This is a genomic window from Variovorax sp. J22R115 (assembly GCF_030317005.1).
Classification (GTDB): Bacteria; Pseudomonadota; Gammaproteobacteria; order Burkholderiales; family Burkholderiaceae_C; genus Variovorax.
In genome coordinates, this window is record NZ_JASZYM010000019.1 from 1 (window position 1) to 23696 (window position 23696).

The following is a 23696-nucleotide window of genomic DNA, read 5'->3' on the forward strand; positions in this document are numbered from 1 at the left end:
GTTCAACCAGCGCCTGTCCGTGGCACGGGCCAACTCCGTGCGCGACTACCTGGTCGCCCAAGGCGTGCCGGCCAACATCATCACGACCGAAGGCCGCGGTTTCTCGGAGCTGAAGATCACCGAAGCCGATTGCAGGGCCCAGGGCAAGGCCAGGAACCGCACTGCGCTCATTGCCTGCTTCGAGCCGAATCGCCGAGTGGACATCCGCGCCACGGGCGAGCAGCCGGGCTAAGGGTGCGCGAGCTTGAGTGATCTGCAGAGATGAGGATCACTCGACAGCGACCGACGTGAATCTGTTGGCTTGATCGGCTGGCGATCAGCTGGAGCCGCCACGGAGACGGCTGCTATGGCTTGGGGAGGGCGCCGCGGCGAAACGCGTTCGCCCTCTGTCATGGGCTCCTAGGGGCAGGGAAATGACAATCGGCCGGGCGCGCACGACTCTCGCGCAGGTGTTCTACCAGCGCTGCTTCTATCTCTTCGTCGCGATGCTCGCGCTCATCATGGCGATGCTGCTGCTCGAGCCCACGCCGCGCGGACGGATCATGCTGAACGGCGGCAACCTCCTCGTCGTGATCGCAGCGGTCGCCGCGATAGGGCGCACCCAGCTGTCGTTCGTGATCGCGCTTCTCCTGGCGACGCCGGCCCTGGTATTTCAGCTGCTCGCAATAGACGGAAGCGACTCGCGGTTTCTCCTGCACTCCTGGATGTTCGGCGCCGCGCTCTACGCGGCAACGATCGGATACCTGCTGCGCTACGTCTTTCAGCATGACGTCATGACGGCAGACAAGCTCTACGGCGCCGCGGCGGCCTACCTCATGCTCGGCGCGCTGTGGGCGTATCTCTACGCGATGGCGAACCATATTCAGCCGGGGTCGTTCGCGTTCGGCGGTGCCGTCATTTCGCCGCCGATCGGCGACTTGCTCTATTTCAGTTTCACCGTGCTGACCAGCACCGGCTTCGGGGACGCCGTACCGGTACAGCGGTACGCGCGCGGGCTGTGCGTGCTCGAGCAGCTTGTAGGGGGCCTCTTCCTTGCGATCCTGATCGCCCGCCTGGCCGGCGTCTACCCTCCGCGCAGAGAGGATTCCGGGACGTAGTGGCGGTCCAAGAATGGTGTTCCCGATTCACCTCTGAGCCCAGGGCCATGGATCCCGTGGCAAGATGTGTACTCCGCGCACACGACCACTTTTCGGTGCCTTCGGCTGCTTGGCAGTGGCGAGCCGTCAAGAAGATGCGATCAACATAATCGAGTCGAGCCAGAATTCCAGCGAGTTTTTCAACAGAATGCAGCGGCTGCGGACAACGGCCCGCCATGATGGACATTCGACAGGCCGCTTTGTGAAGCAGCTGCGAACTCGCGGTCCCGGCCATGAACGGAAGTACACGACCGTCGGCTTCGGGGTAGTCCACCTTGAATGTCAACCACTCGACTGGCGTCTACTGCGACAAGCAATGGCAAGCGGGCTTGGAACTGCGCTTGCACCCCTGTCGTGAAGCAAACAGGCCTCACAAGGGGCCGAGCCGGGTCACTGGTCATTCGAGTCTCCATGCCGGTGTGCACGACATCCTCCAGCCGAGCACCCTTTGCGGACGACCGCGCGCGAATACGAAGCCCGCCTTCGTCGCCGACCACACGACATCGCGGAAACACCCGCCTCGGCGAAGTGGCGTCCCCGAAAGATGCAGAGCGTCGAACCGAAGTTCAGCGAAGGTTCTCGGTGAACACCTGGGCCCGCACGCATCCTCATTTTCCCAACCCAAATACTTCAATCTCCACTCTCCGGTTCTTTGGCTGACCTTCCTTCGTGCCGTTGTCAGCGACCGGGTTCGCGTGGGCCGCCCCAATGGCCCGCCTCCATCTTCTTGGCATCGACTCCCGCGCTCCCGAGCTTCATTTCAATGCTCCTTTAGATGGCTGGCACAGCACTCACACGACGCATCGTCCAAGGCACCAAGGTTCCGGGATGTCCAGCTACTCGCCGGGTTCATTGCTATGGATGACCAGATTTCGGGACCGACGGGGCTCACATGTAGCGGGACCCGGTCGACCCCAAGAAATACCTTTTCGAACAGATTTCCGGTCGCGACCCGGATAAAGTGAAATGGCGAGTTGGAACTCCTCCCCGGGCCCCTTGGTCGGGTTCAGATCCGGCGCGGTGTGAGCTGCGTCGGATTTTCTTTACGCCCCAGGCTCGAAGCACCACGGCAAAGTATGCGAGGCCGACCGTTGTTCAAGTTGTGTGGCGAGCAGCGCGCCGATCTTCGACGGCGCGAGGTATCGTGTGCGAATGGCGGCAATGTTTTACGCGCATTGGCCGATGGCGCCATCCGCACTGACCGCAGGACCGCGGAAACTTACTGCCGAGCCTGTGCCACTAGGGGCTGGTCGTACGAGCGCAGCCGAGCCGCTTGGCGGTTGCTGGCCTGGAACGAAGACGTCGAACGCTGTCTCGTTTGCGTAAACGTACTGAATCACGGCCGTCTCTCTCCATGCGCTACACCGCGACCACCCTCGGCTTTGCCATCATCACTTCCTTCGTTGCCGGCGTCGCCATGTCGCCGCTGGCGCGCCACGCGATGTCGCAGGCGCACGCTCAATCGACTCCGCTGGCGCCGGTCGTGATCGACCTGATGGCGCTGAATCACGGCGATCTTCCTACCACGCCAAATGCCGAGATGAACGCCAAGGGCTTGGTCGCCACGGACAACGCCACGGTCGGCATCCAGTCCGGCAATGTGGGAAAGCACATGCACCCGAAGACGGACGAGCTTCAGTACATCATCGAGGGAAGCGGAGCGATGTGGCTGGGCGGCGAGCGCAAGGATTTCAAGCCGGGGACCTTGATCGTCATCCCCAAGGGCACGGCGCACGGCGACAGCGTGGTGACCAGCGGTCCGGTCAAGGCCATCGCCATAAAAATCCCGCCACAGCCAGCGGGCGACACGGTGTTTCTCAACTGAACGGCCGCAGCTCAGCGCCGCGCCCAGCAGCATCCGCATCACCCCGGTAGCAATCGCGCGTACGGCCCAAAGTGGTCGATCTCGGCGCTTCAGTTCGAGCCGTCGGCCACATCGTGCGGTTGTTGGCCAGCACCGGACGTTCGACCTGCTCGCCGATTTGCGACCGCCGTCCGTACATACTCGCGGTGAGATGGAGTTGAGCGCGCGCCGCGCGCGCTCAGTCGGCCGGACGCAGATGGTCGATCGCCAGCGGGCACTGCGGCAGCCGGCCCAGGTTGTTGCTCGGGTCGTTGTCGGCCACCGTGGTGACAGACGGGAATTGCGGATTGAACGGGTCGGGCTGGATGATTACGTCGGCCTCTGCGCCCGACTCGCCGCGCACGAAGAAGGTGTGCGTTTTCGCGCTCAGCATGTTCATCACCTGACCGCGGGTCAACAGCCAGGGCGATCCGTCCGCAAAGCGCCCGCCCAGGTGCGCGATGAAGAGCCTGGGCGGGCGTCCCTGGCGGTTGATGCCGGTGACCTGCCGGCGCCCCGGCGGCACCTGGTCGGTGATCGGCGTCGTGAACTTCTCGACGCGGCGCCAAGCCTCGCCATGGATGTTGTAGTTGAAGTCCGAGGCCTCGGGGTGGACCTCGGGCTGCGTGATGCGGTCGGCGATCTCGCGACGTCGGCTATGCGTGGTCTGGTCGAGATCGGCTAGGTTGAAGATGTTGACGCTCACGCCCAGGAACTCGTCCGGGTCTGCGCCTTCGACGATCGCGCCGGGGAAACTGAGCTTGGAGACGATCGCGTCGACCGCGGTGGAGCGCGCATAGCGCTGGATGCGCTGGACCAGTCGGTCGACGCGCCCCTCGAAGATCGCGCTCGCGGCGGCCTCGGGCGATTTGCCGGCGGCCATGGCCTGCAGGACCTCTGCACCGACGCCGGCCATGCTGATGTCGTCGAGGGCCTCCTGCATCTCGATGCGCACGAGCTCGTTGATCGCCGCATGGGCGGCATCGGCGCCTTCATCGGACGTGGCGTCCTCCTCGAGCAGGATGCCGATGAGGCCCACCGTGCCCGGCACCTCGATCGTGCGGCCCGCCGCGTTGAGCACGATAGGCTCCAGCGTCGTGTTGAAGCGCCCCACCGAGGGGGGGATGATGCGGTTCGCGCCGATGCCGATCGGGCCGCCGATGCTGCCGTGGCTGCCGGGCGAGAAGAAGAATTCGGGCGAGCCGCTGAGCCGCGGCGCGTCTGGCGCGTGGGTGATGGTGCGCCCGCCCAGCGAGAAGCCGATGCACCACAGATATGGTTCGGAATCGCTCTCGTCAGAGCCGTGGAAGCAGAAGAGGCTGTGGAACGCGACGGCGATGGGGACGGCGGACATGGTCACCTAGTGCCCCTGCTGCAAAGCGACGCCCAACTCAGCGCCGCCGCGAGATGCTGCGTCGCCACGCCGGCGAGTCTGGCGCCGGAATACTGCGCAACCTGCAGCGGCGCGCTTGCTGTGGCGCACCTGGCGCACGGTGCTCGGGAAGCGGTGCCGCAGGGGGACAAGCTGCCGCTGCGACAAAGACGCGTGTAGGCCATGGATCGGATCCCCTTGCGGTAGACGTCTGAGCGACTCAAGCGGGCAATCTAGCATCACTGCTGCGAATCGCGCATCCCAAGGAGTGGGGAGCTTCATCGCTCGACCAGCGCCACCTTTGGACTCGCAACCGTGTGCGTGAACTGCCCGGGAGCTGCCGTTCGCCAAGGGCCGCTCGTGGCCGATCAAAGTCGTAGGTCAGCGCGAAGCGAAGGACCGCTCGGTTGGCGATTCCGAAGCAAGATTATTTACCTCTTCATCTTTCGGGTCTCGTCAAAGTGTGGCTCAGTCCGGCTTGATGTTTCCGTCCTTAATCACCTTCGCCCAAAGGGCTGTTTCCTGGTCGACGAACTTGCCGAGCGCCGGCGGGTCCATGTAGGCAGCAAAGGCGCCCTGGTCTTCGACCTTCTTCCTGAAGGCCTCGCTTTCAACGATGGTCTTGACCTGAGCGGTCAGGCGCGCGACGACTTCAGGAGGCGTCTTCGCAGGGGCAAACAAGGCGAACCACGACTCGACCTCGTACCCGGGCAGGCCCGCTTCGGCCGTCGTAGGAACCGTCGGCATCGATGGATGGCGCTTGGGTCCGGCATAGGCCATCGCCTTGATCTTGCCGGCCTGCACCTGCCCGATGACCGAAGGCGGTGTGGTGATGAACATGTCGACCTGCCCGCTGATCAGGTCGGTCACGACCGGACCGGCACCCTTGTAGGGAACATGCGTAGCCTGCACCTTGGCCTGGCGCGCGAACATCTCGCCGGCGATGTGCTGGATCGAGCCATTGCCTGACGACGCAAAGAAGAGCCCCTTGCCGTTCTTCTGACCGTTGGAGATCAACTCCTTGAGGTTCGTGGCCGGCAGCGTGCCGCTCACTGCGATCACGTGTGGCGCCCGCATGACCAGCGCGATCGGCGCGAAGTCGCTCGTCTTCCAGCGGATCTGCGGGAACAGCGCCGGGTTGCCGACGTGATAGCCGGAGTACTGCATGAGCAGTGTGTAGCCGTCAGGTGCGGCGCGCGCGACCGCCTCGGTGCCGATGTTGCCGCTTGCGCCGGGCTTGTTATCGACGATGACCGACTGGCCCAGCGCCTTGCCCAACTGATCGCCAATCATGCGGGCCATGATGTCCGTCGAACCGGCCGCAGCACTAGGAACGACAATGGTGATCGGCTTGGATGGATAGGTGTCGGCTTGTGCTGGAGAGGCGCAGATCGATGAGGCGATTGCGGCAAGCGAAGCGAGGTAAGCGGTATTCATGGGTTTGTCTCCGGTGGATGTCGTGTTGAGGAAAGGCGGGCCTGTTGCGTCACGAGTTCCTGCAGGCGAGTGGCCAGCCGGGCCTGAGCGCTGTCGCTGGCCCAGGCGACGTGCGGTGTGAGCAGGAGGTGGGGAACGTTGCCGTCGATCAGTGGGTGCCCCGATGCCGGCGGCTCCACTTCCAGCACGTCGATGGCCGCACCCGCAATCGAGCCACTGCGAAGCGCGTCGGCCAGCGCGGCGGGGTCGACCAGCGCGCCGCGGCCGGTGTTGATGAGCACCGCGTCGGGTTTCATCCGCGCCAGCGATTCGGCGTTGATCAACCCCTTCGTGCCTGGCGTCAAAGGCACGTGAAGCGTGATTGCATCGGACTGCGACAGGATGTCGTCGAGCGGGAGTTCGTCGTCCTCGCACGCCGTGCCGGGTGTCTGTGCAAAGTGCACGGTCATGCCGACGCCACGCGCGAGTCTTGCAGCCGCCTCGCCGATGCGGCCGCGGCCGACGATGCCGAAGCGCGAGCCGCCGAGGTCACGGATGCGAGGTCCAGTCCAGCAGAAGTGGCGGGATGCCGTCCATCGGCCGTCCCGCGCCGCGGCGGCGTACGTCACGATCTCGCGGCGCAAGGCGAACAGCGTGGCAATCGCGTGCTCGGCGACGGACTCGCTTCCATAGTCGGGGACGTTCTGGACGCGGATACCCAGCGCTTCGGCCGCCTCGACATCGATGTTGTCCGTGCCGGCTGCAGCGACGGCCACGAGTCGCAAGCCCCGCGCGGCCCGAAGCGGCCCGCCGTCGAGCCGGATCTTGTTGGTGATGACCACCGTCGCGCCGGCGATGCGCTCGCCGACTTCCGCGGGCGAAGTCGTGTCGTAGGGGTGGTAGTCGATGCCCAGGCCGTCATCGAAGGCGAGGGCCTGAGGCAGCGTCGCCGCGTCCAGAAAGACCACCTTCATGACGCCACCTCGGAGATCTCGATCAGGTTCAGGTCCGGATCGCGCAAGTACACGGAGCGAATGCGCGACACCGCACCGGTGCGCATCACAGGGCCTTCGATGATCGCCAGGCCCTTGCGCTTCAGGGTGGCGATCACGTCGTCCAGCGGCAGGCTGGCGATGAAGCACAGGTCCAGCGCACCCGGCACCGGCAGGTGCGCCTTCGGCTCGAACTCCTTGCCTTTGACGTGCAGGTTGATCTTCTGGTTGCCGAAGCGAAACGCCTTGCGTCCCTCGCCGAATGATTCGAGCGTCATGCCCAACCCTTCGACGTAAAAGGCGACGCATGCCTGCTCGTCGGTGGTGGTAAGCACCAGGTGGTCGAGATGGTCGATCATGCGACGGCCTCCTTTGCGTTGCCTTTTGCGCTTTGCCTTGCAGCCGCGCGGGCGACGATCTCGGGGAAGTCGGCTGGGGGCTGATGCTTTGTCAGGCGGTGGCCGGCTCTCGGCAACTGGCTCGGCAGGTCGTGCCGCACGAGGTGACTGACCTGCGCCGCGGCGCTGATCAGGCCGTCGAGATCCATTCCGGTGTCGTAGCCCATGCACTGGAGCATGTGCACGACGTCCTCGGTCGCCACGTTGCCTGTAGCGCCAGGCGCGTAAGGGCATCCGCCGATGCCACCCAGCGACATGTCGAAGCGCCGGATGCCAGCTTCCACAGCTGCCACGCTGTTGACCAGGCCCATCGCCCGCGTGTTGTGGAAGTGCGCCGTGAATTCCAGTTGAGGATGGCGCGTCATCGCCGCCTGGCACAGTGTTTGAACCTGGGTGGGGTAGGCCATGCCCGTCGTGTCGCACAGGGTGATGCCTTTGACGGCCAGTTCGGCGAACCGGTCGATCCAGCCGAGCACCGTCTCTTGCGGCACTTCGCCTTCCATCGGGCAGCCGAACACACACGACAGCGACACGTTCACCGGCACGACCGCGCTGCGCGCCAACGCGATCACTTCGCCCAATTGTGCGAACGACTGCTCGCGCGTCATTCGCAGGTTACTCAGGTTGTGTGTCTCGCTGGTCGACATGACGATGTTGAACTCGTCGATGTGGACGTCGAGCGCTCGCTCCGCGCCGCGCAAGTTCGGCACCAGCGCGGTGTAGACCACGCCCGGCTTGCGGGCAATGCGCGCCATGACTTCCTCGCCGTCGCGCAGCGCCGGGATGGCCCTGGGCGACGTGAAGGAGGTCACCTCGATCTTCGAGTAGCCCAGCGTGCAGAGCCGGTCGATCAACGCGATCTTGTCGTCGGTCGGGATGAAGTGAGGCTCCATCTGGAAGCCGTCCCGGGTGGCGACTTCGTTGATGAAGAGCCGCTGGTTGTTGCCGTGGTTCATGGTTCTTGCTCCTTGGGTTCAGGCTGAGCGCGCCGGCCAGCCGCCGCGCTGCAGGTCTACGGTGTGCTGCCCCAGGCGGGGCGCCGCATGGGCGATGGCGCCCGGGGTCGCACTGAGCTTGGGCACGACGCCCGGCACCTTGAGCGTCCGCCCGTCAGAGGTCGACGACTCGACGATCATTTCGCGGGCCAGATACTGCGGGTCGGTGGCGATGTCGGCGACCGAGTAGATGCGACCGACCGGAACGCCGGCGCCATCGAGCACGGCCAGCACCTCGTCGCGGCTGCGTTCCCGCGTCCACGCTTCGATCGCGACGTCGATCTCTTCCACGCGGCGCACGCGGCCGTCGTTGTGGGTCAGGTCCGGGTCGGTCTCGAGGTCCTCGCGGTCGATGGCGCGCATCAGCCTGCGAAAGATGCTGTCGCCGTTGCCGGCCACCAGCACGTATTGACCATCGTTGCACTGATAGGCGTTGGTGGGCGCGATGCCCGGCAATGCGCTGCCGGCGCGTTCACGCACGGCGCCGAAAGCGTCGTGCTCGGGCACCAGGCTTTCCATGACGTTGAAGACCGACTCGTAGAGCGCCACGTCGATGAACTGGCCCTCGCCGCCGTGGGCCGTGCGGTGGTGCAGGGCCGTCAGCACGCCGATCACGCCATGCAGCGCCGCGAGCGTGTCGCCGATCGAAACCCCGACGCGCACCGGCACGCGGCCGGGCTCCCCGGTCAGATGGCGCAGGCCGCCCATCGCTTCGCCGAGCACGCCGAATCCGGGCTTGTCGCGGTAGGGGCCAGTCTGGCCGTAGCCGGAGATGCGCAGCATGATCAGCCGCGGGTTGAACGCATGAAGCTGCTCCCAGCCCAGTCCCCACCCTTCCAGCGTGCCGGGCTTGAAGTTCTCGATGAGGACGTCGGCCTCGATCGCCAGCGCTCGCACGGCGTCCTGACCCTCCGGACTTCGGAGGTCCAGGCATACCGAGCGCTTGTTGCGCGACTGCACCTCCCACCACACCGAGGTGCCGTCACGCAGCAGGCGCCACTTGCGCAGCGGATCGCCGACGCCGGACGGCTCGACCTTGATGACGTCGGCACCGAACTCGGCCAGCGTCTTGCCGGCGAAGGGTCCGGCGATGAGTTGTCCCAGTTCGAGGACTTTGAGGCCTTGCAGCGCTTTCATGTCTCTTTGCTTTCGTGAGCTGTCGAGACCTGAATTTAGAGTTCAAGGGCGCCCAGGAGGAATTGCCATGTCGGCACGTATCCTTCGCGTTCTGCGAAGCCCACAAGGAGACCGGAATGGTGAAGAGCTCAATCAACCCCGCGCGGGTCGACTTCGTGACGCTGCGGCTGTTCTGTGCCGTGGTGCAAACCGGCAGCATCACCAAGGGCGCCGCGCAATGCCATCTTGCGTTGTCGGCCGCGAGCAGGCGCCTCAGCGACTTCGAGGCGGCCACTGGCGCACAGCTGCTGGAGCGAAGCGTGCAGGGCGTGAGCGTGACGCCAGCGGGTCATGCGGCCGGACAACATGCGATGCGGCTGTTCCAGGGCTTCGAGCTGTTCAGCAGCGAGCTGGCGGACTACGCCGAGGGCTATCGCGGGCACGTGCGACTGTGGGCCAACATGTCTGCGCTGACCGAGTTCCTGCCGGAGGCGTTGTCAGATTTCATGGCGCATCAGCCGGGGATACGTGTCGACGTCGAAGAGCAGTTGAGCGGGGACATCGTTCGCGCTCTGCTGGACGGCCTGGCCGACATCGGCGTGTTTGCCGAAGGCACGCCGGCCGATGGCCTCACGCTCGCGCCGTTTCGCAACGATGAACTGGTGTTGCTGTGCCCCCGCGCGCATCCGTTGGCCAAGGCCAGGAAAGTGGCTTTCGCCGATTGCCTGGACCACGATTTCGTCGGGCTGAACCGTGGAAGCTCGCTCCTGGAACTGACATCCCGCGCCGCCGCGGAGTCTGGAAGGCCGCTGCGAATGCGCGTGCAGGTGCGCAGCTTCGACGCGATGTGCCAGATGATTGCCGCCCAGCTCGGGGTGGGCGTACTCCCGTTGGCAGCGTGCAAGGAAACGCCGGGCCCGCGCGGGCTCAAGGCAGTGCGCCTGATCGATTCTTGGGCGCAGCGCCAACTGCTGCTGGGCTACAGTGCTTCAAGGCAGTTGTCGGCTGCAGCTCGGATGATCGCGGATCACCTGCTGATGCCAGCCAACAGCATCGGCCGACCTGGCTTGCAACCCTGAAACCTGCTAGTCAACGCAGAAGCGCAACATCAAACGCCCGCGATCGCTGCAAAAGACTGCGGCGTTGCACGCTCTTGCTTCGTCCATCTGGCGCTACAGCCGCTGCTACCTTGCCAGCGACTGCAGCAGCACGATGTCGAGAAATGCATCGACTAGTTGGTGCCGGGCACCTTTCAGGTGAATCGCGAAGACGTTCGCTGTCGTCTTGACACCGCTGAGGGGAAGAAAGCGGACATCGCTCCGATTGTTGTCCGCCACCGACTTGCCGACCAGCGCAAACCCCAGTCCGGCAGCCACGAGGCACAACGCCGTGTGGATCTCCTTCGCTTCATAGGCCACGCGAGGTTTGACACCGCCCTGTTCCAGCGCCTGAATTGTGTGCCTTGCAAACCTGCTGTTGGGGTCCTTGGGGTAGCTTATGAAGGGCATCTGGCCTAGGTCCCTCGGCTTGAGGATCTTGCGTCGAGCGAGCGTGTTCTCTGATGGCAACGCCACCAGCAACTGGTCGGTGAACAAGGGAACGCACTCCAGGTCTTCCTCGCCGCTGAAGGGGCCAATCGTACGGGCCAGCCCGACGTGGATCAATCCACTACGCAATGCTTCGCCCTGATGTTCCGTGAGGATTTCGGTGAGATCGATTCGCACTTTCGGCGCGCTCGCGCTCAAGCTGCGCACGGCATTTGGCAACACCGAAAAGATCGTGGAGCGCGTGAAGCCGATGCTCAGCCATCCGGATCGGCCCAGCGATAGGTCTTTCGCCTCTTCCAGCATGCGCTGCGAGTCCGACAGCAGAAGCCTGGCTTTCGGATAAAGAAATCGCCCGAGTGGCGTCAGCTTCATTGGGCGCGTAGATCGGTCGAACAGCTTGCCTCCAAGCAGGCCCTCAAGCTGCGCGATCTGCATGCTCACCGCCGTGGGCACCACGTGCAGTCGACTGGCAGCCAAGTTCGCACTGTTGGCATCGACCACCTCGCAAAAGTACCGCAACGACTTCAAGTTCATAAATATTGATCTTAATGTCAAAAGAGGTTGGTTGTGTTACTGCTTTCGTTCACTGAACATCGGGTTTGTTCCTTCCCAACCCTTGGAGACAAACTTGACTTCCGATGTGAACGAGCCGCAATGGCTCTCCCAGGCCCGATCGCTGTCGACAGCTGAGGTATCCGATGCTCTCGACTTCTTCAATTTGCCCGGTAGCGCCTTGGGCATTCGGCCGGTCGCGGGACCGGCCAAGATCTTTGGTCAGGCCTTCACGGTTCGCTTCGCTGCGATCGACCACTCTCAACCAGGCACCGTGGGCGATTTCATCGACCGGCTGGAGCCAGGCAGTGTCGCAGTGCTGGACAACGGAGGCAGGCTGGATTGCACAGTTTGGGGTGGCATCCTGAGCCAGTTGGCCGCGCAGAATCGCATCGGTGGCACCGTCGTGAATGGAGTCTGCCGCGACACAGCAGAGGCCGACGAAGCGGGCTACCCGCTTTATGCCTGCGGCAAGTTCATGCGTACCGGCAAGGATCGCGTCCAGGTCGAGGACTACGAGCGACCCGTGATGCTGGGTGACGTTCGCGTGTGCCAGGGCGATCTGGTGATCGGCGACGCTGACGGCGTCGTGGTGGTGCCTCGTCTGCGCATGCAGGAAGTGCTGACCAAAGCCCTCGAAACGCGTGTCGTGGAGGCACAGATCTTGGAAGCCGCGCTAGATGGCATGCCATTGGTCGAAGCTCGGAAGAAGTATGGCTATCACACGCTGCAGCGGTCGGCGACGACCCTCGCGGCCTGAGCGGCTGGCGCTCACGGCGACATCAATCAAACGAACCGGAGACAACTTGTGAACACGACAATCAAACACTTCCGCTCAGCCGCACTAGGATTGGTGGCGGCTGCGGCCGCCTGCGGCGCCCTGGCGCAAGACGCGTACCCCTGCAAGGTGGTGAAGCTCGTCTCGCCCTATCCGCCCGGCGGCACAACAGACATCCTTGCGCGGCTGCTCGCGCCCGGCTTGGCGAAGGAACTCGCCACCACAGTCATCGTGGACAACAAGGGCGGCGCGAGCAGCAACATTGGCACCGAGTTCGTTTCAGGCGCTGCGCCGGACGGTTGCACACTGCTGCTGGGCAACAACACCGGGATCGTCATCAATCGCAACCTTTACAAGCTGCGTCTCGATCCGGTGAAGTCGCTCACGCCAATCGTCGAGGTCGCTTCGGTGCCATTGGTGCTCTATGTCAATGCGGCCGAATCCGCAAAGACGGTTGACCAGCTCAGTGCGGCGATCAAGGCTGCGCCCGGCAAGTACAGCTTTGCCTCCGGCGGCAGCGGAAGCCCGCAACACCTGATGGGAGAAATGCTGAAGCTCGAGATAAAGGTGGACATGACCCACATTCCCTACCGCGGCCAGGGGCCAGCGCTTCAGGACGTGATTGCCGGACAAGTGCCGGTTGCGTTTGAAACGACCACTGCAATCGCTTCGCAGTTGAGCGGCGGCGGGCGCATCCGGGCGCTTGCGACGACCGGCAGCGCGCGCTCGAAGAATCTTCCGAACGTGCCCACGATGAAGGAGCTCGGTTATGACAACTTCGTGGTCGAGAACTGGTACGGCATCTTCGCGCCTGCCAAGACACCGGCGGCGCTGACCGAGCGCTTGAACCGCGACCTGGTCAAAGTCCTGAAGAGCCCGGAAGTGTCGAAGAGTCTCGCCGACATGGGCTCCCGAGACGTCGCGGGAAGTGCCGAGCAGTTCAACCAGTTCATCGCCAAGGAACTTCCTTACTGGGAATCGCTGGTGAAACGATCTGGTGCAAAGGTCGACTGATCGGTACCCACTTTGCACCGGCTGCGCTTGCGCAGCCGGTGCGCCCATCCATCCCAATACTTTGCTGGAGATCGCTTGGCTACGTCCGAACAAATCACTCAGCTGCGCGACCTCGGCGCAGCGACCGTCTATGAGGCGCAAGGCGCCAAGGGCGCGCTCGACCACGGCATGAAGCCCATCGATCCGACGATGCGACTCGCCGGCCCCGCCTTCACCGTCGACTGCCGGCCAGCGGATAACCTGATGCTGCACTATGCGGTGCAGAAGGCGAAGCCGGGCGACGTGCTCGTGGTCGATGCCAAGGGGTTCATGGAAGCCGGGCCCTGGGGCGACGTCCTCACGATCCAGGCCCAGAAGGTTGGCATCGCCGGCCTTGTCATCAATGGCTGCGTGCGCGACGCCAACCTCATCATCGAACTGGGTTTTCCCGTGTTTTGCCGCGGCTTGTCGATCAAGGGAACCGGCAAGAATCAACCCGGAAAGATCAACGTTCCCATCACTATCGGCGACGTGCTCATCCATTCCGGCGACATCATCGTCGGCGACCGCGACGGTCTGGTGGTGGTCCCGAAAGACGAAGTCGAATCGGCGGTCGCAAGCAGCTTGGCGCGCGAGGATAAAGAGGCTGGGCAGCGCCGGGCCATCGAAGAAGGAGCCATGACGGCCGACTTGCTCAACCTGACGGAAACGCTCAAGCGTTATGGGCTCGTATGACGGCAAGCGGGATGTCTGGCGCCGCAACACGCGCGAGACCTTCGCCAGGATCTGCGTCATTGGATCTGGGCGTGGGCCTTGTCGGTCAAGTACCGCTTTGCGAGAGAGACCGGCCGTAACAGACGCGCCAGCGACTGACTGATGATGGCCGGGACTACCTGTTCGTCAAACTCGCCGATAGCCGTCGTTGGCCGACCGGGCGAAAGTCGCGGAAGCTGTAGCGCATGTCGCCGCGATAGGTGATCTCCTGATCGCCGTGCAGGCTCAGAGAGTTGGCCAGCAATTGCTTGATGAGCAACGGGTAGGTGTACGCCGACGGCGTAGCGGTGATGAGGTTCGGGTGCAATCTTGTCTCCGTCTTTTTCAGGGTGTTGGCTGTCGTTCAAATGGCATGCGCAGTTCGATCGAAGCGAGCGCTTCGGTCTTCTGCCGCTCGGTCATCCGCGGCCAGGCGCCGATCTCCAGCGCGGTCCTCTTGCATCCCTGGCAAAACTTCCCGTCCTGATCCATTCGGCAGATGCTGATGCAGGGGTCTGCAATGGAATCGGTCTGGCTCATCGCGGTGTGCCGTTGCGCTTCGCGTGTGAGGCAATTTCTTCGAGCAGGATCGGTGCGCCCAGGCTCATCGTGTGGATGCCCAGTACGCTCACGCACTGCAGCACCGCGTTGATCTCTTCCTTCGTGGCACCCAGTTCGAGCGCCCTGCGGATGTGGCGGCGCACGCCCGGCCCGTACATGTGGGTGCATGACGCGTCGACGGCGATCGCGAGGAATTCGACGGTCTTGGCGTCGAGCACGCCCGACACCATGGGCGCGACGCCCATGGCCATGAATTTCTCGGTCCATTGCGCATCGAGCATGGCAAAGGCATCCCAGTCGGGATTCCAGTTGCCGGTGCTGCGCATGTGATCGCAGACCGGGGTGGTCGACGGGGCGTTTTGGTGCTGTTGCATAAGTCTTGTCTCCTGATGTTGTGCCGCGGCGGCGCTCACGCCTGTGGCTGGTTCGAGTACTGATTGTTCCGGCAGAGGACTTGTGCCGATTGACCAGCGGTGACACACGTTTAACCTTTGGGGACGCCACGTACCCTAGCCATGACGATGAATCTCGTTCGCAGCGCCAGCCTGACCAATTACGCTGAGATTGCGCGTGAGGCTGGCCTCGATCCGCTGGCCCTGCTCGCCGAGGTGGGCCTCAACCCCGCCTGCCTGCACGATCCCGATCTGAAGATTCCGAGCGATGCAGTGCGGCGCCTGCTGGAGACTTCGGCGAACGCCAGCGGAATGGACAACTTCGGACTGCGCATGGTTGAGAAACGCCAGCTGTCGAACCTCGGAGTCGTGGCGCTGGTGGCGCGGGAAGAGCCCACGGTGCGGCGCGTGGTACGGGCGATGCTGCGCTACAGCCATTTGCTCAATGAGTCGGTCTACGCGAAGCTCGAAGAGGCCGAAGGCGTCGCGGTGATCCGCGAAGAGTTGCTCATTGGCCAGGAGGGCTCCTCGCGGCAGGCGACCGAGCTTCTCATCGGCGTCATGTTCCGCAACCTCAAGTACTTCCTGGGCCCTGACTGGAGTCCGATTCGGGTGTGTTTCACCCACGCACCGCCGCGGGACCCCGGCCTGCACATTCGCCTTTTCGGCTACGTCGTCGCCTTCGGGCAGGACTTCAACGGGCTGGTCTGCACCACGCGCGACATGGATGCAGCGAACCCGATGGCCGACCCCGTGATGGCGCGCTATGCCCGGCAGTTACTCGATGCCACCACCGGATCGGGTCGAATGGACATGGTCGACAGCGTTCGCCACATCCTGCTCGTGCTGCTGTCCTCGGGGGAGTGCTCGATCGACCAGGTGGCGCAGCAACTCGGCGTCGACCGGCGCACCGTGCATCGGCGTCTGGTGCGCGAGGGCACGACGTTTACCGAGGTGGTGACCACGGTCCGACGCGAGATGGCCGCGCACTACCTGGAGGACGGCACGCGCCCGCTGTCGCAGGTGGCGGAGTTGCTGGGTTTCTCGGCGCTCAGCGCTTTCTCGCGCTGGTACAAGCAGCAGTTCGGAGAGGTTGCCGGACGGCGGCGCCGTTCGGACGCCCGGACCTGACCATGACCATTGTCCTCCAGGGAACTCAGCGGGCCAGGACAAGGACAAGGAACATGGCGACCAGGATCGCCAGGAATGCCGTCTCGCTCACCATCAGCACGATCGGCTTGAGGCCCACGGTGGCAAGATCCTTCAGGTGCGATTTCATTCCGATCGCGGCCATCGAGACCACCAGCAGCCAGGTCGAGAGCGTCTGCAACGCCTGCTGCAGGACCGCGGAGATCAGGCCGACGCTGTTGAGGACGACGATCACTGCGAAGGCCACCACGAACCACGGAAGAAGCGGCGGCTTGGGTGCGCCGCCCGGCCCGGCGACGTGCTGCTTGCGGTAGGACAAGGTGATCACCAGGATTACCGGCAGCAGCATCGCAACGCGCAACAGCTTGACGATGGTCGCGACATCGCCGGTCTCCTTGGACATTCCGTAGCCAGCGCCGACCACCTGCGCCACATCGTGGATCGTGCCGCCCAGGAAGACTCCCGCCTCCTGGCCGCCCAGGCCGAGCAGGCTGGTGATCATCGGATAGAGCACCATCGCCAGCGTCGAGAGCGTGCTCACGCCGATGACCGTGAAGATGGTGGCGCGCTCCTTCAGCTTGTCGTCCGCACGAACGGGGATGACCGCGGCGATTGCCATCGCCGCCGAGGCGCCGCAGATGCCTACCGCGCCGCCCGTCAGCACGCCGAACCGGCTCCGGTAGCCCATCAGGCGCGCCAGCCCGACGCCGAAGCAGATCGTCAGCGCCACCGAGAGCACCGCCATCGCGACCGGCATTGCGCCGAGCGCCGTGATCTGCCCGAACGTGATGCGCACGCCCAGGAGCGCCACGCCGATGCGCAGCAGCGTGCTTGCGGAGAACTGGATGCCCGGCACACAGCGGCCTTCGGTCGACAGAAAGTTCAGTGCCATGCCCAGCAGCAAGGCGAACAGCATCGACGAGACGTGATAGTGCTCGGCCAGCGAGATGGCGGCCACCGCCACCACCACCGACACCAGGATGCCGTTGAAGTTCGTGCGGGCGGGCTTGCGCCAGCCCGTCAGGGTCAGAGATGCATTCATGGGATTGGCTCTCGGCAGGAAGTCGGGTGGAAGAACTTTTGTCGAGCGCGCTCAGGCACGAAGCTCGGAACATCGCGTGAAGGCAGTGTCCGCGCGCTGGGCAAACGCTGATTGACGGATGGGGGCACCGAATTTCCCTCTCGAGACAATGCGGTGCGGCATTCCGAAGGCCGCTCACTCCGGCTTGTAGTTGACCGAGCGCAGCACCTCGCCAACGCGCGCGGAATCGCTGCGCAAGCCTGCAGACATCTCACTGGACGTCAGCGGCTGGCCGGTCTCCTGACCGAGGTCCTTGAAGCGCTCGCGCAGTTGGGGCTGCTGCAGCACCTTGAGCGTCGCTTCCCGAATCCTCTGCTGCGCTGCCGGAGGTATGTCGGACGCTGCAAACAGCCCGATCCATCCGGTCGCCTCGAGCTGCGGGAAACCCAGTTCGGTGAAGGTCGGAACGTCAGGCAGGACGCTCAAGCGCTTTGGCGTGCTGACCGCATAGGCCTTGAGCTTGCCACTCTTGATCATCGGCAGGGAAGTTGCGACGCCATCGAACATGAGCGGCACATGTCCGCCCATCACGTCCACCAAGGCGGGCGGCGACCCCTTGTAGCCCACATGGGTCATGTCGAGGTTCGCAACCTTGGCCATCTGCAGGCCCAGGACATGCGACAGCGTGCCGGCGCTGTATGACGCATAGCTGATCTTGCCGGGGCTGGTCTTCACATAGGCGATGAGTTCGTTCAGGTTCTTCGCGGGCAGCGACGGGTTGCTGACCAGCACGAGGCCACTGCGCGCCAGTTCGGCGAGGGGCTGGATGTCCTTGAACGGGTCGTACTTGGGCTTGAGTGTGTGCGGCACCTCGCTGACCAGGGCGTTGGGTGCGACGATCAGGGTGTGTCCATCGTGCGGCGACGACAGCAGATCTTGCATCGCGATGCCGCCCAGGGCACCAGGCTTGTTCTCGACGATCACCGGCTGGCCCAGCAACGGCGTCAGCCCCTCGGCGACCATGCGTGCCACCATGTCGGAGGTGCCACCTGCCGGCGCAGTAACGAGCAGGCGCACGGTCTTCTGTGGAAAGGCCTGCGCCCATGCACAGGGTGCGGCGAGTGCCAGCGTGGCGCCAGCCAGCAATGAGCCATGGCGCAGCGCGCGGCCCAGATGTGTGATCAGGGTCACGTTATCTCCTAGGTTCGAGGGGGGCGGTTCAGGCCGTGACGCGCACGGGCACGCCGCGCTGGCCCGGGGCGCGGTTGGGCGGCATGCCTAGGCGGGCCAGCGTCTCGTCGACGCTGCCCCAGTTCTGGCCGATGCCAAAGATGCTGCGCGCCTCCGCGCCATTCGCCACTTCACGGCGCAACTCACGCGCCTGACGCACCACCATCTCGATCTGCTGCACGGAGGTCATGCGCTCGGCGTGGGGCCCGAACAGCGTGTCCTCAATGCCCACGCGCACATGCATGCCCAGCGCGATGGCCATCGTGTTCATCGGGTAGATGTGGCGGTTCAGCGTCTCCAGCGTGAGCACCGCGCCGTCGGGCGTGCGCCGTGCGAACTCCAGCATGTCGGCCGGATGCAGCCCGGCCGAGCCACCGCCAATGGCCACGTAGTTGATGTTCAACGGGCCGCTGTAGACGCCGCGGCGCACCATGCGCAGAAGGCTTTCCAGGCCCGTCAGGTTGCCCAGCATGAAGTGCGGCTGGATGCCCTTGGCCACCAGGCGGCGGATGTGCTCCTCGTGCCAGGACGGGTTGGATGGCACGATCATGTCGCGGTAGGCCGCCTGCACCACCGGGTTGGCGAGCGAAGTGCCTTCGACGTCGGCCGCGGTCATCAGCTCCATCACGTTCATCTGCTGGGTGTTGATCGCCACCGTGACCTGCTCGGGCCTCGGGTCGAGCTCGGCCAGCATGTGGCGCGTGTCGTCGCTCATCCACTTGGCCGCCTGGCCTTCGCTCTCGGGGGCGAAGGAGATCGAGCCGCCGACCTGAAGGATCATCTGGGGCACCGCTTCTCGCAGGCGCGCCAGCATCTCGTTGAACTTGGACAGGCGCTTGCTGCCCTTGCCGTCGTCTTCGCGAACGTGCACGTGCAGCACAGTGGCGCCGGCGTTCCAGCAGTCCACTGCCTTTTGCACCTGCTGGTCCATCGTGACAGGGATGTCGTCGGAGTCGCCGGCGGCCCATTGGGGTCCATAGGGGGCGACCTGGATCACCAGCTTTTGCTGGTTTTCAGGCAGAAGGGAGTCGTCGAAGAAGTGCATGTGTGTCTCCAGGGAAGTTCAGATCAGGCGCTCATTGTTCCGAGGAGAGGCGCGAGCCAATTGACCAGGGGTGACATGCATTTACCCCGTTGGGACACCCGGTACGAACCCCAGGCTTTGCACTCGGGGTTGAAAGAACGCGGCCGCTAGGCCGCGCCCCTTGGGCTAGGGCGTGGGGGCTGCCAGCAATCTCGCGGTGCGCCGGGATCCCGCTTCGTTCTTCGCCGCCACCGCCACGTCGTGAGCCCGCATCCAGTAGTCCTTGGCAAGCTCTGGCTTGTCCATGGACGCGTGGCCCAGGAGCAGCAGATCCTGATAGATCTTCTCGCTCGCCCCCGCGGCCTTGTCGATCTTCAAAGCTTCGTGAAGCAGGGGCATCGCGGCAGTTGGCGTCTTCAAGGCGATGTAGGCGCTCGACTGCAACCGCAGCGCGTTGGCCCTTTCCAGCGAATCCTGTTTGTCCAACGCGCCATGGGCTTGCTGCGCGAGTCGCAATGCTTCCTCGGCACGTCCCGCGTCCAGCGCCACATAGGCCTTCAGATTGAGGATCTTTCCCCTCACGCTGCAATGGCCACCGCAAAGCTCGACAGCCCGGTCGAGCGATCGTTCTGCGCTTTCACGATCGCTTGCCTGGACAGCCAAGGCGCGCCGCAATGCGGCTTCGGCGCGTCGGTCTGCGCTGAACGCGAGGCGGCGCTCGTCCATCACCAGATCCAGTTGCTTCAGGGCCTCGTCCTGTCGACCCATGCCGAGATAGACCATGGCCAGGTTCAGACGCGTGGCTGCGATGGCATCGTCGTCCTCGATCGACTGGCCGACTTCGAGCGCTTGCTGGAACAACACCAGCGCTCGTGGCAGGTCGGCCGCCTTGAAGCGGTCCATTCCCTGCGTGTTGTAGCCCTGGGCCCGGACGTCCGCCGCGGAGCGCACGACCGGCGTCGAGCAAGCCCCGAGCAGACCCGCTCCCACGACCCACAGGCCGCAGGCGATCCATCGGCGCGCGCGGCTCATTGCGCCTCTCCCGGCAGCGGCAACCCGCCGATGCTGTCGATCGGCAGCGACTGCGGCGTGGTGGAAGTGCCGGTCAACATGCTGATCGGCCAGGTCTGGCGCGCATTGCTCACCATCTGGTTGGTCTGCGTCGCCGCGGCCTGTACCTGGTCGAGCACGCCGGGCAGTCTTTCGGCTGCCAGCGCCACCATGGCCTGCACGTCGGCGCTGGCCTCTTGCGAGGTTGCCGCCGCCTGTTGCATCTTCTCCATCACCGCCGGCGCGGCCTCCTGCACGACCCCAATCGCGCGGCCGGCCTTGTCCAGCGTCGCCACGGCGCCGCTCTCGACGGTCTTGACGGTCTCTCGCGTCTGCTCGATCACCTGGTCGGTCTTCTCGACGATGGCGGGCATCTTCGATGCAAGGTCCTGGCCCGCCTTCAGCGTCTGCTGGAAGGGGCCCTGCGGGTCCTTCAGGCTCTCTGTTAGCTCGCGCGCATCGGCGATCACCGGCATGAGCGCGGTCTGAAGTTCCTGTGCGATCTGGTCGCCAAGCTTGACGCGCTCGAGCGCCAGCACTTCGCCCGAATCCACCGGTTGCGCGCCGCCGGGCGGGGGCACCAGGTCGATCGCTGGCTTGCCGATCAGGTGCTCGCGAACCAGTCTCGCTTGCGTTCCCTTCGGTATCTGCGCCATGTGTTCCAGGCGGATGCTCAATTCGATCCGTGCGCCCTCGTCACTGGACTGCGCCGGGGGCAGTGCGATGCTGCGAACGCGCCCGATCACCACGCCACGGGTCGTCACCCGCATGCCCTCAAAGATTCCGGCTGCGTCGGGCGCCGCCACGTAGAGGTGGTCCCGGCGGCTGAACACTCCCTGCTGGTAGGCGTAGATCAGCAAGCCGGCAACGATGACGATGAGAGCGACTGCGGCAAGGGCCGAGCGTCTCGAAGGGGTAGTTGACATCGACATCCTCCTGCAAACGACGTGGTGAGAGAGGTGTAGCAAATCGCGCTTTGCACTGTACCCGCGCCACGGATGACGCCATCCAGCAGCTTTTCTGGACGGCGTAGCAGGTGCGGGGTTTCCCGAGATGTCCCGAGATGGCAACTCGATGTCCCGACAGGTCAATCGTCAAAACCCTCGGCGCGGACACTGGCTGTCGTGCGAATCACAGCGCCCACCACCCTCCACCAGGAATCACGAGACATGAACGCCAGAGACAACACCAATGCACTGACACAGCAGGCGCCCGAGCGCCATCAGCCCAAGCTCTATCACGACCTGCTCACGCCCGCGGAAACGCTGGCCATCCGCGAGGAGGTGCGCCGCTTCGCCGACGAACATGTTGCGCCGGTGGCGTGGGAAATCGGGCATCGCGAGGAGTCGGTCGAGAACTTCCCGCGCGAGCTCTTTCGCAAGATGGCCGATGCCGGGCTGTTTCGCATTCCCTTCGCGGCCGAGGTCGGCGGGCGCGGGCTGGAGTACCCGGCCTGCGCCACCGCTGCGCTCATCGAGGAACTGGCCTACCACTCGAACTCCGTCGCGGCCGTGGTCGACGTGCATTGCATCCTGGCCGGCCATGCGCTGGAACATGCATCGCCTGCGCTGCAGCAGCGCTACCTGGCGCCCCTGCTGGCTGGCGAGAAGATCGGCAGCTTTGCCACCACCGAGCCCGATGCCAGCACCGACCTGAGCATCAAGACGATGCAGACCTTCGCGAACCGCGAGGGCGGGGGCTATGTGGTCAACGGCCGCAAGCGCTTCATCACCAATGCGCCGGTCGCCGATTTCGTTGTGCTGCTATGCGCCGAGGAAGGACGCATGACGGAGATCGTGATCGACCTGGATTCACCGGGCGTGCGCGTCGGCGCGCCTGATCGGAAGATGGGAAATCACGGCCAGTTGACCGCAGACATCTATTTCGACAACGTGCAGGTTCCGGCGGAGAACGTTGTCGGCGCCGTCGGCGGCGGTCTCAAGATCGCCTTGCAGACCTTGACCTACGGGCGCATCGGCATTGCCGCGAGCGGAGTCGGCATGGCGCAGGCCACTTTCGACCACAGCGTCGAACGGCTGATGACGCGGCAGGCATTCGGCAGGAAGATCGCGCAGTTCCAGCACTGGCAGTTCAAGCTGGCCGAGCGCGCCACCGAGATCGAGAATGCGCGCAACCTGTACATGAAGGCCGCCCTGCGCATGGATTCGGGCGAGGCCTTTCCGGAGCCCGAGGCCGCCATGGCCAAGTGGTATGCGACCAACCTCGCTGCTGAGTTCGCGCGCGACGGCGTCCAGATCTTCGGCGGCTATGGCTTCATGGCGGAGCTGGCGGCCGACGGCTCGCACTATCGCGTGGAGGAAATCTACCGCGATTGCAAGATCGCAGAGATCTATGAAGGCACCAACGAGATCCAGAAGCTGGTGATCGCCCGGGCGATCTTCGGCAAGGAAATCACGGGGTGAGGGAGCAACACATGTACCAACAGAATGTCGTCATCATCAGCTGCGCCATCACCGGCGCGATCCACACGCCTTCGATGTCGCCGTACCTGCCGGTGACGCCAGAAGAAATCGCGGAGTCTTCGATCGCGGCGGCAAAGGCAGGCGCCGCCATCATCCACCTGCATGCCCGTGACCCGGTGACCGGCAAACCGGACCAGCGCCCTGAGGCTTTCACGCCCTTTCTGGGGCGCATCAAGGGCGAGTGCGATGCAGTGGTCAACCTGACCACCGGCGGCTCGCCGTACATGTCGGTGCAGGAACGCATCCGCCCGGCCACCGTCCTGCAGCCCGAGGTCGCCTCGATGAATATGGGTTCGATGGGGTTCGGCCTGTTCCCAATGCTGGATCGCTTCAAGGAATTCAAGCACGACTGGGAGCGCTCGTACCTGGAGGGCAGCAAGGACCTGGTCTTTCGCAACACCTACGGCGACATCGAGACCTCGCTGCGGGAACTGTCGGCCAGCGGCACGCGCTTCGAGTTCGAGTGCTACGACACCTCGCATCTCTACAACCTGGCCCACTTCATCGATCGCGGGCTCATCAAGCCGCCCTTCTTCGTCCAGACCGTGTTCGGCATCCTGGGCGGCATCGGCGCACACCCGGACGACGTCATGCACATGAAGCGCACTGCGGATCGCCTGTTCGGCAACGACTACCGATGGTCGGTGCTCGGCGCGGGCCGCAATCAGATGAAGGTGGCGGCCATGGCTGCGTCGATGGGGGGCGATGTGCGCGTCGGACTGGAAGACAGCCTGTGGATCGCTCCAGGAAAGCTGGCCGAGTCGAACGCACAGCAGGTGCGCAAGGTCCGCGAGATCCTGGAAGGGCTTGGCCTGCAGATCGCGACGCCAGCGCAGGCGCGCGAGATTCTTTCGCTCAAGGGCGCTGAGAACGTCGGGTTCTGAGCCGGCCCGCC

Annotated in this window: 25 protein-coding genes; 10 read left to right on the top strand and 15 right to left on the bottom strand. The window is 64.4% G+C overall.

Annotation, left to right across the window (positions count from 1 at the left end; translation table 11 throughout):
• From QTI04_RS27980 to QTI04_RS27990, 3 genes are all read left to right on the top strand, one after another.
• A partial coding sequence (locus QTI04_RS27980; protein ID WP_286618434.1) for an OmpA family protein occupies window positions 1-232 on the top strand: 232 nt, incomplete at its 5' end.
• Between the two features lie 181 nt (window positions 233-413).
• Window positions 414-1097, top strand: a complete 684-nt coding sequence (locus tag QTI04_RS27985; RefSeq protein WP_286618436.1) for an ion channel — start codon at window positions 414-416, stop codon at window positions 1095-1097.
• 1393 nt (window positions 1098-2490) lie between these two features.
• On the top strand, window positions 2491-2961 hold the full coding sequence (locus QTI04_RS27990; protein WP_286618438.1) for a cupin domain-containing protein: 471 nt from the start codon (window positions 2491-2493) through the stop codon (window positions 2959-2961).
• A 217-nt stretch (window positions 2962-3178) separates the two neighbouring features.
• On the opposite strand, the gene QTI04_RS27995 is transcribed toward QTI04_RS27990, so the two are convergent.
• From QTI04_RS27995 to QTI04_RS28020, 6 genes are all read right to left on the bottom strand, one after another.
• Complete coding sequence (locus QTI04_RS27995; protein ID WP_286618439.1) at window positions 3179-4333, bottom strand: hypothetical protein; 1155 nt, start codon at window positions 4331-4333, stop codon at window positions 3179-3181.
• A gap of 486 nt (window positions 4334-4819) precedes the next feature.
• A complete protein-coding gene (locus QTI04_RS28000) occupies window positions 4820-5788 on the bottom strand; it encodes a tripartite tricarboxylate transporter substrate binding protein (RefSeq protein WP_286618440.1) in 969 nt (322 codons plus the stop codon).
• Complete coding sequence (locus tag QTI04_RS28005) at window positions 5785-6741, bottom strand: NAD(P)-dependent oxidoreductase (RefSeq protein WP_286618442.1); 957 nt, start codon at window positions 6739-6741, stop codon at window positions 5785-5787. Before QTI04_RS28005 ends, QTI04_RS28000 begins: the two co-directional genes overlap by 4 nt.
• A complete protein-coding gene (locus QTI04_RS28010; protein ID WP_286618444.1) occupies window positions 6738-7118 on the bottom strand; it encodes a VOC family protein in 381 nt (126 codons plus the stop codon). Before QTI04_RS28010 ends, QTI04_RS28005 begins: the two co-directional genes overlap by 4 nt.
• Window positions 7115-8113, bottom strand: a complete 999-nt coding sequence (locus tag QTI04_RS28015; RefSeq protein WP_286618445.1) for a hydroxymethylglutaryl-CoA lyase — start codon at window positions 8111-8113, stop codon at window positions 7115-7117. Before QTI04_RS28015 ends, QTI04_RS28010 begins: the two co-directional genes overlap by 4 nt.
• An 18-nt stretch (window positions 8114-8131) precedes the next feature.
• The gene (locus tag QTI04_RS28020; RefSeq protein WP_286618446.1) at window positions 8132-9289 is read right to left on the bottom strand and encodes a CaiB/BaiF CoA-transferase family protein; all 1158 of its coding nucleotides are present in this window, start codon (window positions 9287-9289) and stop codon (window positions 8132-8134) included.
• 116 nt (window positions 9290-9405) lie between these two features.
• Here QTI04_RS28020 and QTI04_RS28025 point away from each other — a divergent pair, with 116 nt between their 5' ends.
• Window positions 9406-10347, top strand: a complete 942-nt coding sequence (locus tag QTI04_RS28025; protein ID WP_286618448.1) for a LysR family transcriptional regulator — start codon at window positions 9406-9408, stop codon at window positions 10345-10347.
• A gap of 105 nt (window positions 10348-10452) precedes the next feature.
• Here the strand turns inward: QTI04_RS28025 and QTI04_RS28030 are convergent, their stop codons facing one another.
• The gene (locus tag QTI04_RS28030; protein WP_286602455.1) at window positions 10453-11349 is read right to left on the bottom strand and encodes a LysR family transcriptional regulator; all 897 of its coding nucleotides are present in this window, start codon (window positions 11347-11349) and stop codon (window positions 10453-10455) included.
• Here QTI04_RS28030 and QTI04_RS28035 point away from each other — a divergent pair.
• From QTI04_RS28035 to QTI04_RS28045, 3 genes are all read left to right on the top strand, one after another.
• On the top strand, window positions 11249-12127 hold the full coding sequence (locus QTI04_RS28035) for an RraA family protein (RefSeq protein WP_336621910.1): 879 nt from the start codon (window positions 11249-11251) through the stop codon (window positions 12125-12127). The genes QTI04_RS28030 and QTI04_RS28035 overlap by 101 nt on opposite strands.
• A 48-nt stretch (window positions 12128-12175) precedes the next feature.
• Window positions 12176-13159: a tripartite tricarboxylate transporter substrate binding protein gene (locus QTI04_RS28040; protein WP_286618449.1), complete on the top strand. Its 984-nt coding sequence runs from the start codon at window positions 12176-12178 to the stop codon at window positions 13157-13159.
• Between the two features lie 75 nt (window positions 13160-13234).
• Window positions 13235-13873 carry a 4-carboxy-4-hydroxy-2-oxoadipate aldolase/oxaloacetate decarboxylase gene (locus QTI04_RS28045; RefSeq protein ID WP_286618581.1) on the top strand — a complete coding sequence of 213 codons (639 nt, stop codon included), beginning with the start codon at window positions 13235-13237 and terminating at the stop codon, window positions 13871-13873.
• A 154-nt stretch (window positions 13874-14027) separates the two neighbouring features.
• On the opposite strand, the gene QTI04_RS28050 is transcribed toward QTI04_RS28045, so the two are convergent.
• From QTI04_RS28050 to QTI04_RS28060, 3 genes are read right to left on the bottom strand one after another with little or no spacing between them, the layout of a single operon-like run.
• Window positions 14028-14219 carry a hypothetical protein gene (locus QTI04_RS28050; protein WP_286602671.1) on the bottom strand — a complete coding sequence of 64 codons (192 nt, stop codon included), beginning with the start codon at window positions 14217-14219 and terminating at the stop codon, window positions 14028-14030.
• 17 nt (window positions 14220-14236) lie between these two features.
• Window positions 14237-14431, bottom strand: coding sequence for a DUF1289 domain-containing protein (locus QTI04_RS28055; protein ID WP_286602449.1), 195 nt, complete (start codon window positions 14429-14431; stop codon window positions 14237-14239).
• Entirely contained in the window at window positions 14428-14826 is a 399-nt protein-coding gene (locus tag QTI04_RS28060) for a carboxymuconolactone decarboxylase family protein (RefSeq protein WP_286618450.1), read from the bottom strand. The genes QTI04_RS28055 and QTI04_RS28060 overlap by 4 nt, the downstream gene beginning before the upstream one ends.
• Before the next feature lie 141 nt (window positions 14827-14967).
• Here QTI04_RS28060 and QTI04_RS28065 point away from each other — a divergent pair, with 141 nt between their 5' ends.
• A complete protein-coding gene (locus tag QTI04_RS28065; RefSeq protein ID WP_286618451.1) occupies window positions 14968-15975 on the top strand; it encodes an AraC family transcriptional regulator in 1008 nt (335 codons plus the stop codon).
• Between the two features lie 25 nt (window positions 15976-16000).
• Here the strand turns inward: QTI04_RS28065 and QTI04_RS28070 are convergent, their stop codons facing one another.
• From QTI04_RS28070 to QTI04_RS28090, 5 genes are all read right to left on the bottom strand, one after another.
• Window positions 16001-17035 (bottom strand): YeiH family protein, encoded by a 1035-nt coding sequence (locus QTI04_RS28070; protein ID WP_286618452.1) that lies wholly within the window; start codon window positions 17033-17035, stop codon window positions 16001-16003.
• Between the two features lie 174 nt (window positions 17036-17209).
• Entirely contained in the window at window positions 17210-18205 is a 996-nt protein-coding gene (locus QTI04_RS28075) for a tripartite tricarboxylate transporter substrate binding protein (protein ID WP_286618453.1), read from the bottom strand.
• A 28-nt stretch (window positions 18206-18233) separates the two neighbouring features.
• A complete protein-coding gene (locus QTI04_RS28080; protein WP_286618455.1) occupies window positions 18234-19289 on the bottom strand; it encodes a 3-keto-5-aminohexanoate cleavage protein in 1056 nt (351 codons plus the stop codon).
• A gap of 165 nt (window positions 19290-19454) precedes the next feature.
• Window positions 19455-20300 carry a tetratricopeptide repeat protein gene (locus QTI04_RS28085; protein ID WP_286618456.1) on the bottom strand — a complete coding sequence of 282 codons (846 nt, stop codon included), beginning with the start codon at window positions 20298-20300 and terminating at the stop codon, window positions 19455-19457.
• Window positions 20297-21244: an MlaD family protein gene (locus tag QTI04_RS28090; RefSeq protein ID WP_286618458.1), complete on the bottom strand. Its 948-nt coding sequence runs from the start codon at window positions 21242-21244 to the stop codon at window positions 20297-20299. The genes QTI04_RS28085 and QTI04_RS28090 overlap by 4 nt, the downstream gene beginning before the upstream one ends.
• A gap of 243 nt (window positions 21245-21487) precedes the next feature.
• Here QTI04_RS28090 and QTI04_RS28095 point away from each other — a divergent pair, with 243 nt between their 5' ends.
• Together QTI04_RS28095 and QTI04_RS28100 are read left to right on the top strand one after the other, a co-directional pair.
• Entirely contained in the window at window positions 21488-22741 is a 1254-nt protein-coding gene (locus QTI04_RS28095) for an acyl-CoA dehydrogenase family protein (protein WP_286618460.1), read from the top strand.
• An 11-nt stretch (window positions 22742-22752) separates the two neighbouring features.
• On the top strand, window positions 22753-23685 hold the full coding sequence (locus tag QTI04_RS28100) for a 3-keto-5-aminohexanoate cleavage protein (protein ID WP_286618461.1): 933 nt from the start codon (window positions 22753-22755) through the stop codon (window positions 23683-23685).
• The last annotated feature ends 11 nt before the right edge of the window (window positions 23686-23696 follow it).